Here is a 12,938-nt window from a genome sequence, read left to right as displayed (position 1 = left end):
GAATTTAAAGGTCGAGTGGCCGAGTGGCTAGGCAGAGGTCTGCAAAACCTTCTACAGCGGTTCGAATCCGCTCTCGACCTCCATTTGTACAAATAAAATATAATAAAAGGTTATTACCATGGCAGTTACCAGATTAAAAAGAAAAGACAGAAGAAATAAAAATACAGCTCACCAGGAGGTAGCATTTTTAAAGAGAGCAACTAACATCGAGTTAGGTAGCCGTTCTGCACAACCTAAAAACGATCAGTTAGCTAAAAACAATGCTGTTTTAGCTGGTTTAGCGAAATAGTTTTTAGAAAATCTAAAAAACTTAAAGCATCCTTCTGATCAAAGGATGCTTTTTTTATGCCTTAAAATTTGCTTGTAACTAAAAAGATTAATACTCATCACTCTTAATCTTTATTTTTTTAATGGTCATAATTCTTAATCCTACCTATCAATACCTGCCTCCCATTATTTAAGATTTCTGTACTTCCCAAGGCAAACAATCTCTCATTTATTAAGCCAATAATCAGGGAATTTGTTTATCTTGATAACAGAAAGCAGCTGTTTAAGCAATCGTAACCAGGCATTAGCTGGTCAGAAGATAAAACTTAGATTAATATCTGATACACTCATTTCTGATGGTGGTAATGACACAATAAAAATCGATAGCGTTTTTTTTTAAATAGCAATTAATTTCAGGAAATGATTTTCCACTAAAGCATGGATGAAATATGTTGAAGATTATTATCACAGGGTAAATCATAGCAACTGAAGATTCACTTAGGCGTACCTGGTTAACCAAAATTAAAATTATATGAAAATAAAATTTTACCTGACAATTTTATTAGGGCTATTCTCTTCGTGCAATACTGCATCTTATATCTATAGAAAATCAGTGATAGGCCTAATACGTGATGATAAAACACCATTGCCTAATGTTTCTATAGTTTATGATTCGCTGGATGTATTAAGTCCGAGAAATGTGACAACCAATAATAAAGGTCAATTTATATTGCCAAAAATTGAAATGAAAAACTATCAAAATTTTATCAAATCTATTAAAGAAATTAATTCAATGATTATCATAAAGAAAAAAGGATATGATACAAAAAAAATTAATTTAAAAACCTATGATATAAATAAGGATACAATCGATATTGGTACAATTTATTTAAAAAGTAAACAATCAAACTCAGTAAATCTATGGTAACCTTAAAAATATATTAGGGCTTATTGGTTAAACTTAAATTCGGGTTATTTTAGTATGAGATCAATAATGATATTTTTTATCGTGATTTTGTTTGCGTGTTCATCAAAATCACCATCATATATACAGGGATACATATACAATGAAGGGAGAAATCCGTTAAAAGGAATTAAAGTTGTAGATCCTAATAACAAAACTGTATTTTCTATTACCAATGATCAAGGATACTTCAGAATAAATCAAATGATAAATGGACGATACCTTGATGTAATTATTAAAAGCAAAAAAATAGGTTCAGTTTATATTGCAAGAATACATCCAGAAAAAGGCGTGAATTATGCTTTTATAGAAGGAAGAAACGATACATTATTTATAAGCCTAAAAGAAGAAAAAATAATTAGTCAATAAATTGACAAAGGATACCTCAAAATAAAAGTATAATAATCTAAAAAGAAAATTAAATATTTTAACTGGCGTGGTAATATCAATGAAATCAAGTAAACTTGTAATCGATTAACAGGGCCATAATGTATGCTTTTTTCTAAAATTTAACCTGATTGCATAGAACAAGCTACTAAACCAGTTCCTTACAGATACTTTTAATCAATCCTGGTCCTTCGTAGATAAAACCGGTATATAACTGCACCAAAGAAGCGCCGGCATCTAACTTTTCTTTGGCATCTTTAGCCGAGTGAATTCCACCCACACCGATAATAGGAAAAGCTTTATTGGATTTTTCTGAAAGGTAGCGGATTACCTCGGTAGAGCGTTCTTTAACAGGTTTACCACTCAAACCACCTGTTTCGGTTTTTATTTCCTGAGCTGTAGCCAAATTCTCTCTACTGATGGTAGTATTGGTTGCAATAATGCCTGCGATTTTGGTTTCAGCAACAATTTCGATGATGTCATCCAGTTGTGCATCAGTTAAATCGGGTGCTATTTTTAATAAAATCGGTCGCGAAATATCATTTTTACGGTTGCGCTGCTGTAAAGTATTAAGAATTTTTTTAAGTGGCTCTTTCTCCTGAAGTTCGCGTAAGCCCGGGGTATTTGGCGAACTTACATTTACCACAAAATAATCTACCACATCAAACAAACGGTCGAAACATTTAATGTAATCGCTTACCGCATCTTCATTTGGGGTAGCCTTGTTTTTGCCGATGTTTCCACCCACAACAATATCGGGATGTTTATCTTTTAGCAAGCGTAAACGCTCGGCCATTACATCCACGCCTTTATTGTTAAAACCCATCCGGTTAATCAGCGCTTCATCGTTAGGTAAGCGAAACATACGGGGTTTATCATTACCAGGCTGAGGCATTGGGGTAACCGTGCCTACTTCGATAAAACCGAAACCTAAATTGCTGAGTGGCTCCACATATTCGCCATTTTTATCAAATCCGGCAGCCAAACCAACAGGGTTTCTAAACTTTATGCCAAAAACTTCGCGTTCTAAACCTTTAATGTGAACATCAAAGCTGCTTCTGATAATGGTTTTACCCAATGGAAACTTATCATTAAACCATTTTAACCGCTTTACGACAAAATAATGTACGTTTTCAGGGTCAAATTTAAAGAATAGCGGTTTAATAAGGCGATACATGCCACGAAGATAAGAACTTAATACAAATTATGGAAGATTGAAAATGGAAAATGAATGATGAACCCTTCATAACACGTAAGTTTAATCGTAATTATAAAAGGTTCATTAGTTCAATGGCCATTCGTTTATTGGTCAGGGTGGATAAATATTAGTATAATATCCAACGTTTGGTGATGGCTTGACTTTCATAAAAGATAATCACCAATAATCAATTTTCAATTACCAACGCCCCACTTGCGACAGGTATTTGGTGCCATCAACTATGAACCATCAAACCATGAACCCAGGCACCCTACCTACTTACGAATAAACCAATGACCAATCCTCCTAATATGCTGCCGTAAACTGCTCCTGGTGGTGCGCTTTACTTTCCAATTCATCTGCAATAACGATCGCTAAATCTTCAACCGAAAGAATAGAGCGGCCTTCGTCGTTAAAAACGGGACTGGTTTTACCTAAACGGTATTTCCCTGTACGACCGGTGGTAATTCCCTGGTGCATTTCAATCGCCGGACTAAAAAACAACCAATCTAATTCGGTTTCCTGTTTTAAAGTATTGAAGTAATCTCTTACTGCAGTTGCGCCTGGTTTATATTCTGCAGGAAAATCTGGTCCATCTACAATCTGGTGTCCATCGATTTGCAAAGTACCTGCTCCACCAATAAAAATATAACGCTTAACACCAGCTAATTTTACTGCTTTCTGTATGGCTTCTGCTCCCTGCACCGTATCGTTGTATAAATTCGGATTAGTCCAGCCGGCATTAAATGCACTTACCACGGCATCTGCGCCTTTTAAAGCCTCAGCCAGTTTTTCTGTATCCAGAACATCAGCGGCAACTTTATTCACTTTGGCATCACTGTTTTCAATTTTAGCGGTATCGCGTGCAATCGCAACTACTTCGTTTCCACGGCTTACCAATTCGTTTAAGATGGCTTTACCTACAAAGCCTGATGCTCCAATTAATGCTACTTTCATGTTATTCAATGTTTAATTTATAAATCTGTTTTTTAAATTGTAATGTTTTTTATTACAGTTATTGACAAAAAATTTTTATTCAAATTTTAATGTAAAATCTGCCAGTGTCTGTTTCGATAAATTATCAATTAATGCATTCTCTGCATCGCTGTAAAGCGAATCTAAATGTTGGTTGATTTGTCTTCCAACCGGGCATTTCGGATTCGGCTCATTTTTGCTCTGGCCCAAAACATGATTACATCTTACGGCTTTATAAACATCACCCAAATTGATATCTGAAGCATTTTTAGCCAGAAATGAACCTCCACCCTTTCCTTCTTTACTATCAACGAAACCATGCTTACGCAAATTCATAATTTCTTTGCGCACTAAAACAGGATTTATATTGATACTTCCTGCCAGATATTCGGAACTCACCACACCTCCTTTCGCCTCATTTAGCAAAGTTAAAATGTGTAAGGAAATGGGAAACCGGCTGTTGCTCATTCTGTAATTATTTTTATTACAGTACAAAGGTAAGAAGGTTTTATTGAAATCAAAATTTATTTTGTAATTCCGTGATCAAAGATTTTCATTGCATTCAGAATTACAGGAAAAAGGAGCGGTATCCCCTATTTAAGTTTCCCCCTAAAAAAAGCCTTTAAATTTCGTACTTTTGCAGCCGAAATGATTTCAATAAATAATTTAACATTCCTGATTGGCTCAAGGGCCTTGTACGATGACGCGAACTGGCACATTAAACCCGGCGATAGAGCAGGCTTAATTGGTGCCAACGGAACAGGAAAATCAACACTTTTAAAAATAATTGTAGGCGAATATGCTCCGACTTCGGGTACCGTTTCTATGTCGAAAGACCTGAAAATAGGTTACTTAAATCAGGATTTACTTTCTTACGAATCACACCATAGCATTTTGCACGTGGCCATGGAAGCTTTTGAGCGCCAGAACCAGCTGCACGATGAAATTGAAGAACTGCTTAAAAAAATTGAAACCGATTATAGCGAAGAGGTTTTATTTAAACTGAGCGATAAACAACAGGAATTTGAGGCTTTAGACGGTTATAATATCGAATATCGTGCAAATGAAATCCTGGCCGGTTTAGGTTTCAGCACGGCTGATCAGTTACGTCCGTTAAATACCTTCTCGGGAGGTTGGCGGATGCGTGTAATGCTGGCTAAAATTTTACTGCAAACACCTGATATCCTTTTACTGGATGAGCCGACCAACCACATGGATTTACCTTCCATTAAATGGCTGGAAAATTATTTAATGGGTTTTGAAGGAGCGATTGTAATTGTATCTCACGACAGGTATTTTCTGGATAAAATTGTAAACCGTACCGTCGAATCGCGCAAAGGCAAACTGACCGTTTATGCGGGTAACTATAGCTTTTATGTAGAGGAAAAAGCTTTACGCGGCGAAATCCAGAAAGGTGAATTTAAAAACCAGCAGGCTAAAATTAAGCAGGAAGAGCGTTTAATCGAACGTTTCAAGGCTAAGGCTTCTAAAGCAAAAATGGCGCAGTCGCGGATGAAGGCTTTGGATAAAATGGAGCGCATTGATGATGTGGATGATGATAACCCAACAGTAAACTTTGCGTTTAAATTTTCTAAACCCTCGGGCAGGCACGTGGTGCGCATTGAGCACGCCAATAAGAGCTATCCGAATGTACATATTTTAGACGATGCAGAGGGTGTAATCGAAAAAGGCGATAAAATTGCCCTGATCGGAGCAAACGGTAAAGGTAAATCTACCCTGTTGAGAATGATTGCAGGTGCCGAAAAATTTGAGGGTTTCTGTGAAACAGGTCATAATGTAACGACTACTTTCTTTGCGCAGCACCAGTTAGAATCGCTACACCTCGAAAATTCTATTTTAGAAGAACTCCAGGCTTTTGCACCAAAACATACCGATACCGAATTACGGAGCATTTTAGGCTGTTTCCTGTTTACAGGTGATGATGTTTTTAAAAAAATCAAAGTGCTTTCAGGAGGGGAAAAATCGCGTGTGGCACTGGCGAAATCATTAACAACTGATTCGAACTTCCTGATTCTGGATGAGCCTACCAACCACCTGGATATCCAGTCGGTTAACATCCTGATCCAGGCTTTGCAACAGTTTGAAGGTACTTTTATTGCCGTATCTCACGATAGGTATTTCCTGGATAATGTTGCCAATAAAATCTGGTTTATTGAAGGCGAAAAAATTAAACAATATCCTGGTACTTACGCCGAATATGAAGAGTGGAACAGCAAACGCATTATTCCTGTGGCTAAACCTATTCCGGTTAAAATGCCTGAAAAACAAAAGGAAGCACCAAAACCTGCAACACCAAATACCATTAATCAATTAAAAAAACTGAATGATGAGCTACAAAAAACAGAAAAAATGATTGCTGAGCTGGAACAAAATGTTAAAAACATTGAAGCAGAACTGGCTGATGAGCAGGTTTATAGCAAGGCAGATAAACTGGCAGAAACCAATAAACGTTATTTAGCAGTTAAAGCCGATTTAGATAACAATCAAACTAAATGGGAAACCCTGGCTGCCGAAATTATGGAGCTGGAGGGTTAGTTTAACCTGAAGTTTTGTTCAGATATACAGCCGTCCCGATTTACATCGGGACGGCTTTTTTTTGCATTTTTTTTTGCCACGGAGACAAGGATTGGCACGGAAAGAATAAACCCTTCGTTCCGTCATCTCGATTGAAGCGCAGCGGAACAGAGAGACCTACCTCGAAACAGATTTCTCGACTACGCTGCGCTCCGCTCGAAATGACGTGTTGAGGGGAGGCGTGCTCAAAAAACAAATCCTCCGTGTTAATCCGAGCATCCGTGGCCTATTTCAAAAAACATAATAACTATGTGTCAGATAGAAATATCCGACAACACGCAGATATTTTGCCACTTCCCAATAAAACTTTACTTTTAGCCATGCAGAAAATATTAATTCCGGTTTTATTTTTCCTCTCTACTTTGGCTTTTGCGCAAAACGATCAGAAGTTTACCAGCGAGAATAAAATTTATCTTCCAAATATTAAAACCGTGCTTTGCTACAACAGTAATAAAGAACAAAGCATACCGGTAATTATGCTTAATTCGTCAGAAACCATTACTTTTTCTTTTGACGATCTGCTTGCCGGAACCCAAAACTACTGGTACACTATCGAACACTGCAATGCAGAATGGCAACCTTCGCAGATTTCGAGCATTGATTATTTAGGCAGTTTTAACGACGACCGCATCATAAATTACCGTTATTCATCCAACACCACCCGAAAATATACCCATTACGAAATCAGCTTGCCCAATACGCAGATCCAACCTAAAATTGGGGGGAATTATGTATTAAAAGTGTACCTGGATGGCGACAAAAATAAACCCGTAATTTCGCAGCGTTTTTACGTGCTCGATAGTCAGGTAGCAGTGGCAGCAGAAGTTACCAACTCGCTACAGGTAGAAAACAGGAATTACAAGCAGAAAATCAATTTTACCATTAACCATACCTTCCCGATCCAAAACCCCTATCAGGATTTAAAAGCCGTGGTGATGCAGAATTTTAATCCCAATACCAGTCAGCTGAATACAAAACCATCGTTTGTAAGGCCCAATCAACTGGTTTATAACGACCTTAATACGAACGATTTCTGGGGAGATAATGAATTCAGGAAATTTGATACCCGGAGCTTAAGGTATAAGGCTGATAATGTTAAAGATATTTACCGCGATAACGAATCGGTAAACGTGATGCTTTTTCAGGATGCACCAAGAACGGCAGGTGCTTTCGCCAACCAGTACGATGAAAACGGAAACTTTTTTATCCGCAATACCGATGGACGGGATGATAAAACAGAATCAGAATATATGGGCGTGCTGTTTACTTTAAATACGCCCGCACCCAGCGCAAACGGAGATGCTTATGTGGTGGGCCGCTTCAACAATTACACCATGAGCAGCGAAAACAAGCTCCTTTACGATGCCAACAGAAAGCAGTTTTATGGCAATATCCTGCTTAAACAAGGATTATACGATTATGAATACGCCTGGTTTAACAAAGACACCAAAGTAATGGAAACCAGGTTTTTCGAAGGCGCATTCTTCCAGACGGAAAACAGCTACCAGGTATTTGTTTACTACCGCCGCCCCGGTGCCCGTTGGGATACATTAATCGGCTTTGCCAATTTAAGCAATAAGGTAACAGACAGAAGATAAGCAATTTCTACAGCGCATATTAATTGTCAACTTGACTTTTAATGTTACAATACTTACCTTTATTGTTACATTAATTTTCTTTGTTTTAAATGTGGTTATTTACTTTAGTATTTCAGAATTAACCAGATAAATACTAAGAAAGTATTGTTTCTAACCAATAATTATGTTTAAGAAGTTAATTGCCGCTGCATTAATCATCAGTCCCTGTGTGCAAATTTTTGCGCAAAATCCAACCGGTTCATACACCCAATCCATTAACGGAACCAAATTAAAATTCGATATGCAGGCCATTCCGGCAGGTAAATTTAAAATGGGAAGTAAAACAGGCAAAGCTGATGAACAACCTGTACACGAAGTTAAACTCGATGCTTTCTGGATCGGGAAACATGAAGTAACCTGGGATATTTTTGAACCTTTCCTTTACCGCGATTACGAAAAAAAAGCCAGCGAAGGCGCTATACCAGCTGAAGTTGATGCCGTAACCCGCCCAACCAAACCTTATCTGGATATGACTTTCGGCATGGGAAAAGAACACCAGCCGGCAGTGGCCATGACCCAATATAACGCCATCCAGTTTTGTAAATGGCTGTATGTGCGCACCGGTGTATTTTACCGTTTACCAACCGAGGCCGAATGGGAATATGCCTGCAAAGCTGGAAGCGAAACCGCTTATTCTTTTGGGAACGATGCTTCCAAACTGGATGATTATGCCTGGTTTAAGGACAACAGCAATAATAAAACCCATAAGGTAGGGTTGAAAAAACCAAATGCATGGGGTTTGTTCGATATGCATGGAAACGTTAGCGAATGGACTTACGACCAGTACATTGCCGATTTTTATAGCAAAGACAAAACCACCGAAAACCCGGTAGCCAAACCCGAAAAACTTTATCCAAATGCGGTTCGTGGTGGTTCTTATGATGAAAAACCAGAAAATCTGACCTCAACAGCAAGACTGGCTTCCGATCCATCATGGAAACAACTGGATCCACAGATTCCGAAAAGCAACTGGTGGTTTCCCGAAGCGCCATTTGTAGGCATGCGTTTAGTACGACCAGCTAAAACGCCATCAAAAGAAGAAATCGATGCTTATTATAATAAACAACCTATAAAAGACTTTTAACCAACCATCTAACCAGAACAAAAAACTAAACACATGAAAAAACCAATCAACCAACAAGATCGTCGAGATTTTTTAAAAGCAACCGCCATGCTTGCCGGCGGAGCCATGTTAAGCAGCATCCCACTGGCCGGCGCTTATGCATCAGGATCAGATACCATTAAAATAGCCCTAATTGGCTGTGGCGATCGTGGTACGGGAGCAGCTTTTCAGGCATTGAGCACCAAATTCAACATTAAACTGGTAGCCATGGCCGATGCCTTTCAGGATCGCTTAGATAGCAGTTATCAATCATTAAGTTCAAAATTCGGGGCAAAAATAGATGTTCCTAAAGAACGTCAGTTTGTAGGTTTCGATGCTTATTTAAAAGCCATTCCACTGGCGGATGTGGTGCTGTTAACCACCCCTCCGGGTTTCCGCCCCATCCATTTCGAAGAAGCGGTAAAACAGAATAAACAGATCTTTATGGAAAAACCTGTTGCGGTTGATGCACCGGGAATCAGAAAGGTTTTGGCCGCAGCCGAAGAAGCCAAAAAGAAAAAATTAAATGTGGTAGTGGGTTTACAGCGTCGTTATCAAACCAATTACCGCGAGTCGATGAAACGCATTAACGATGGCGCTATTGGCGATATCATGTCGGGCCAGGTGTACTGGAACAGCGGTGGCGTTTGGGTTCGTCCGCGCACGGCAAATCAAACCGAAATGGAATACCAGATGCGAAACTGGTATTATTTCAACTGGTTATGCGGCGATCACATTGTAGAGCAACACGTACACAATATCGATATTGCCAACTGGATCAAAAATGCACACCCGGTTTCAGTACAGGGAACAGGAAGCCGTGCCTGGAGAACCGGCAAAGATTATGGCGAAATTTATGATAACCACTCCATCGAGTTAACTTACGCTGATGGTGCGGTAATCAACAGCCAGTGCAGGCATTTTGAAGGCATCAGCAACCGTGTAGATGAAAGTTTCCAGGGCACAAAAGGTAAAATTTACCTGTCGGGAAGTAACCAGGCCATTATGAAAGATTATAAAGGCAAGGAACTGTATAACCACAATACCAAAGGCAACGCCAATCCTTACCAAACCGAACACGACGAGCTGTTCGATGCAGTTTCTAAAGGAGAATATAAATTCAGCAATGTAGATTACGCTGCAACCAGCACATTCTCTGCCATTATTGGCCGTTATGCTACCTACTCTGGTCAAACCATTAAGTGGGACGAAGCATTAGCCGCCAACAACAGTTTATTGCCTGAGCGTTTTGCCTGGGATGCCAACCCAAGGTTAATGCCTGATGCAAATGGTTTATACCCTATCGCTATGCCCGGACAGGCAAAAGTGCTTTAATTTTAAAAGATGCGTTATAGATTTTTGTTTCTCCTTTTACCGCTGATGCTGGCTTTTTCCTGGAAGGAAGAAATCAGGCAGTATAAAATCAATGGTTATGCTCAGGGAACCGATTATGCTATAATGTATTATGCCAATGATAGTTTGGCGACAAAACAGGGTATCGACAGTTTATTAAATGAAATTGATTTATCGATGTCGCTTTACAAAAAGGGATCATTGATAAATCAGTTTAACGCCACCGAAAAGCAGCTCAAAGCCGATCGCTTGATGAACGATGTGCTCAAAAGAAGTTTTGAGATCAATGAAGATACCAAAGGCATTTTCGATATTACGGTAGCTCCCCTGGTACAGGCATGGGGCTTTGGACCAAAAGAAGAAAAATCAGAACCTGATCCTGCTACAATTAAATCGATTCTGAATTGTGTGGGCATGAAAAACCTGAAATTAAAGGATGGATGGCTCAGCAAATCAAAACCTTGCATACACATCGATTTAAATGGAATTGCGCAAGGTTATAGTGTCGATTTAATTGCCGCTTATCTCGAGCAAAAAGGAATAAAACAATATGTTGCCGAACTGGGTGGCGAAATCAGGATTTCAGGTCCGAAACCTAACGGCGAAACCATGAAAATTGGTATCGAAGGACCAGATAAAGATGGTACGCCGGTGATCAGGCACATTGCGGCAATCAATTCGGGCGCCATCACCACTTCGGGCAATTACCGGAAATTTCACCAGAGCGGCAGAAAAAAAATCTCCCACCTGATTGATCCTAAAACCGGTTATCCTTTAGATAATGAAATGATCAGCGTTACGGTTTATGCAAATGATGCCATTACTGCCGATGGCTACGATAATGCCCTGATGGCGATGCACCTTAAAGATGCCATTGCTTTTGTAGAAAGCAGAAAAAATCTCGAAGCTTATTTCGTGTATCACCAAAAAGATGGCAAAGTAGCCGATACGCTAACCACAGGATTCAAAAAATTAATTACACACTAATACCTGTAAAACCAAACCGATGAAAAGAAGTGAGTTTATAAGAAATAGCCTGCTTACTGCCGGTGCCATTACCACAGGAGCCGGATTTACCAACACCTTTGCTGCTGAAAAACAAGATACAAGCCTAAGTGACAAAACGTTCAACCTTGATTATGCACCTCACCAGGGCATGTTCGAGAACCATGCGGGCAAGAGTTTTTTAGATCAGATCCGGTTTATGCACGATAAAGGCTTCCGTTCTATTGAAGATAACGGCTACCTCGGCCGGCCAGTTGAAGAACAGGATAAAATCGGCAATTTACTGGCAAAACTGGGCATGCGCATGGGTGTTTTCGTAGTAGATGGAGGCGACAACTGGAAAACCTCATTAACCACCGGCAAAAAAGAGTTTAAAGATAAATTTATCGAAACCTGCAAAAAATCGGTCGAAGCGGCTAAACGCTGCAATGCCAAATGGCTTACCGTGGTGCCGGGTTTTTATGAAAGGAATTTACCCTATGGCAACCAGTTTGCCAATGTGATTGATGCCATGCGTGCCGGTGCGGAGATTTTTGAACCGCATGGATTGATTATGGTGCTGGAAACATTGAGTGATACCCCTGAACTTTTCCTGCAGAAAACCAACGAAACGTATGCAGTTTGCAAGGCGGTTAAAAGTCCTTCGTGTAAAATCCTTTACGATATTTACCACATGCAGCGCACCGAAGGCGATTTAATTAAAACCATCGACCGCTGCTGGGATGAAATTGCTTACATCCAGATTGGTGATAACCCGGGCCGGAAAGAACCAACAAGCGGTGAAATTAATTATAAAAACTTGTTTAAACATTTACACCAGAAAGGCTATAAGGGTGTGATGGGTATGGAGCATGGTAATTCTAAAACCGGAAAAGAAGGCGAACTGGCAGTAATTTCGGCATATCGGGCTGAGGATAATTTTTTATAGTATGTTAGGAATTTATATTGTTTATAAAACTAATTAAGATCACCTTTGCCAAGGTCTGTGTCCCCACAGACCTCTATCTAATTCTAATTTCAATCCGATACGTTCGATAAATATTCTTTGAGGACATAGACCATGGGCTTAACAAAGGTTCAAAACTAAATAATTTGGAAAGCAGGTTTCTACAGATTCGGTTCTGGTACCCCTGCGCTTCACTTTATCCCGGTGAAAGTTCAGTGCCAATTTGATCGGATCAAAACCGGGATGTTCGTTCCGATCAGGTTTATTTAATTCAGGGCAGTGCTGTGATTAGGGGTTTCTTTGCAGACGCCAATAGCCGTGTAAAATCATTTACTCCGATCCGAAATAATATTATCATGAGAAAAATCGTCATCTCGACAGAAGTGTAATTCCGAATATTCGGGAGAGAGATCTCTGAACTATGCTAAAAGATTTCTCCACTGCGGTCGAAATGACGATTTATCGAAGAAACAAACCATGGAGATAGTTTAAAAAGTCCGTGGTCTGTG

12 protein-coding genes and 1 tRNA gene are annotated in these 12,938 nt (G+C 39.4%); 10 read left to right on the top strand and 3 right to left on the bottom strand.

Features of this window, described 5'->3' with window-relative positions; translation table 11 throughout:
* The first annotated feature begins 9 nt into the window (after window positions 1-9).
* The 4 genes from ACTJKC_RS21680 to ACTJKC_RS21665 all read left to right on the top strand — a co-directional run bounded on the left by ACTJKC_RS21680 (window position 10) and on the right by ACTJKC_RS21665 (window position 1,600).
* Window positions 10-83: transfer RNA gene (locus tag ACTJKC_RS21680), tRNA-Cys, on the top strand.
* Window positions 84-118: 35 nt separating this feature from the next.
* Entirely contained in the window at window positions 119-289 is a 171-nt protein-coding gene (locus ACTJKC_RS21675) for a hypothetical protein (protein WP_010602219.1), read from the top strand.
* 510 nt (window positions 290-799) lie between these two features.
* On the top strand, window positions 800-1,195 hold the full coding sequence (locus tag ACTJKC_RS21670) for a hypothetical protein (RefSeq protein WP_440795236.1): 396 nt from the start codon (window positions 800-802) through the stop codon (window positions 1,193-1,195).
* A gap of 66 nt (window positions 1,196-1,261) precedes the next feature.
* Entirely contained in the window at window positions 1,262-1,600 is a 339-nt protein-coding gene (locus tag ACTJKC_RS21665) for a hypothetical protein (protein ID WP_440795234.1), read from the top strand.
* Window positions 1,601-1,766: 166 nt separating this feature from the next.
* On the opposite strand, the gene ACTJKC_RS21660 is transcribed toward ACTJKC_RS21665, so the two are convergent.
* From ACTJKC_RS21660 to ACTJKC_RS21650, 3 genes are all read right to left on the bottom strand, one after another.
* The gene (locus tag ACTJKC_RS21660; protein WP_344850518.1) at window positions 1,767-2,795 is read right to left on the bottom strand and encodes a quinone-dependent dihydroorotate dehydrogenase; all 1,029 of its coding nucleotides are present in this window, start codon (window positions 2,793-2,795) and stop codon (window positions 1,767-1,769) included.
* Between the two features lie 327 nt (window positions 2,796-3,122).
* Window positions 3,123-3,773, bottom strand: a complete 651-nt coding sequence (locus ACTJKC_RS21655) for an NAD(P)-dependent oxidoreductase (RefSeq protein WP_440795232.1) — start codon at window positions 3,771-3,773, stop codon at window positions 3,123-3,125.
* Window positions 3,774-3,848: 75 nt separating this feature from the next.
* Window positions 3,849-4,259 carry an Rrf2 family transcriptional regulator gene (locus tag ACTJKC_RS21650; protein ID WP_440795230.1) on the bottom strand — a complete coding sequence of 137 codons (411 nt, stop codon included), beginning with the start codon at window positions 4,257-4,259 and terminating at the stop codon, window positions 3,849-3,851.
* A 180-nt stretch (window positions 4,260-4,439) separates the two neighbouring features.
* Here ACTJKC_RS21650 and ACTJKC_RS21645 point away from each other — a divergent pair, with 180 nt between their 5' ends.
* The 6 genes from ACTJKC_RS21645 (at window position 4,440) to ACTJKC_RS21620 (ending at window position 12,411) form a co-directional block, all read left to right on the top strand.
* Window positions 4,440-6,347 (top strand): ABC-F family ATP-binding cassette domain-containing protein, encoded by a 1,908-nt coding sequence (locus ACTJKC_RS21645; protein ID WP_440795228.1) that lies wholly within the window; start codon window positions 4,440-4,442, stop codon window positions 6,345-6,347.
* A 359-nt stretch (window positions 6,348-6,706) separates the two neighbouring features.
* The gene (locus tag ACTJKC_RS21640) at window positions 6,707-7,984 is read left to right on the top strand and encodes a DUF5103 domain-containing protein (protein ID WP_440795226.1); all 1,278 of its coding nucleotides are present in this window, start codon (window positions 6,707-6,709) and stop codon (window positions 7,982-7,984) included.
* A gap of 163 nt (window positions 7,985-8,147) precedes the next feature.
* Window positions 8,148-9,107, top strand: a complete 960-nt coding sequence (locus tag ACTJKC_RS21635) for a formylglycine-generating enzyme family protein (protein WP_440795224.1) — start codon at window positions 8,148-8,150, stop codon at window positions 9,105-9,107.
* Window positions 9,108-9,140: 33 nt separating this feature from the next.
* On the top strand, window positions 9,141-10,460 hold the full coding sequence (locus tag ACTJKC_RS21630) for a Gfo/Idh/MocA family oxidoreductase (protein WP_344850509.1): 1,320 nt from the start codon (window positions 9,141-9,143) through the stop codon (window positions 10,458-10,460).
* 9 nt (window positions 10,461-10,469) lie between these two features.
* Complete coding sequence (locus tag ACTJKC_RS21625) at window positions 10,470-11,465, top strand: FAD:protein FMN transferase (protein WP_440795222.1); 996 nt, start codon at window positions 10,470-10,472, stop codon at window positions 11,463-11,465.
* 19 nt (window positions 11,466-11,484) lie between these two features.
* Window positions 11,485-12,411 carry a hydroxypyruvate isomerase family protein gene (locus tag ACTJKC_RS21620; protein WP_440795220.1) on the top strand — a complete coding sequence of 309 codons (927 nt, stop codon included), beginning with the start codon at window positions 11,485-11,487 and terminating at the stop codon, window positions 12,409-12,411.
* Window positions 12,412-12,938: the final 527 nt, after the last annotated feature.

Origin of the sequence: Pedobacter sp. 22226 (assembly GCF_052045455.1) — a bacterium.
Taxonomy (GTDB): Bacteria; Bacteroidota; Bacteroidia; order Sphingobacteriales; family Sphingobacteriaceae; genus Pedobacter; species Pedobacter jeongneungensis.
The sequence above is the reverse complement of the archived record's forward strand: the minus strand, read 5'-3'. Positions and strand labels throughout refer to the sequence as shown.

What these genes read in the sequence shown, in the direction of transcription:
- ACTJKC_RS21675 (WP_010602219.1), top strand. Translation starts at nt 119, where the DNA reads ATGGCAGTTACCAGATTAAAAAGAAAAGACAGAAGAAATAAAAATACA.
- ACTJKC_RS21670 (WP_440795236.1), top strand. Translation starts at nt 800, where the DNA reads ATGAAAATAAAATTTTACCTGACAATTTTATTAGGGCTATTCTCTTCG.
- ACTJKC_RS21665 (WP_440795234.1), top strand. Translation starts at nt 1,262, where the DNA reads ATGATATTTTTTATCGTGATTTTGTTTGCGTGTTCATCAAAATCACCA.
- ACTJKC_RS21660 (WP_344850518.1), bottom strand. Translation starts at nt 2,795, where the DNA reads ATGTATCGCCTTATTAAACCGCTATTCTTTAAATTTGACCCTGAAAAC.
- ACTJKC_RS21655 (WP_440795232.1), bottom strand. Translation starts at nt 3,773, where the DNA reads ATGAAAGTAGCATTAATTGGAGCATCAGGCTTTGTAGGTAAAGCCATC.
- ACTJKC_RS21650 (WP_440795230.1), bottom strand. Translation starts at nt 4,259, where the DNA reads ATGAGCAACAGCCGGTTTCCCATTTCCTTACACATTTTAACTTTGCTA.
- ACTJKC_RS21645 (WP_440795228.1), top strand. Translation starts at nt 4,440, where the DNA reads ATGATTTCAATAAATAATTTAACATTCCTGATTGGCTCAAGGGCCTTG.
- ACTJKC_RS21640 (WP_440795226.1), top strand. Translation starts at nt 6,707, where the DNA reads ATGCAGAAAATATTAATTCCGGTTTTATTTTTCCTCTCTACTTTGGCT.
- ACTJKC_RS21635 (WP_440795224.1), top strand. Translation starts at nt 8,148, where the DNA reads ATGTTTAAGAAGTTAATTGCCGCTGCATTAATCATCAGTCCCTGTGTG.
- ACTJKC_RS21630 (WP_344850509.1), top strand. Translation starts at nt 9,141, where the DNA reads ATGAAAAAACCAATCAACCAACAAGATCGTCGAGATTTTTTAAAAGCA.
- ACTJKC_RS21625 (WP_440795222.1), top strand. Translation starts at nt 10,470, where the DNA reads ATGCGTTATAGATTTTTGTTTCTCCTTTTACCGCTGATGCTGGCTTTT.
- ACTJKC_RS21620 (WP_440795220.1), top strand. Translation starts at nt 11,485, where the DNA reads ATGAAAAGAAGTGAGTTTATAAGAAATAGCCTGCTTACTGCCGGTGCC.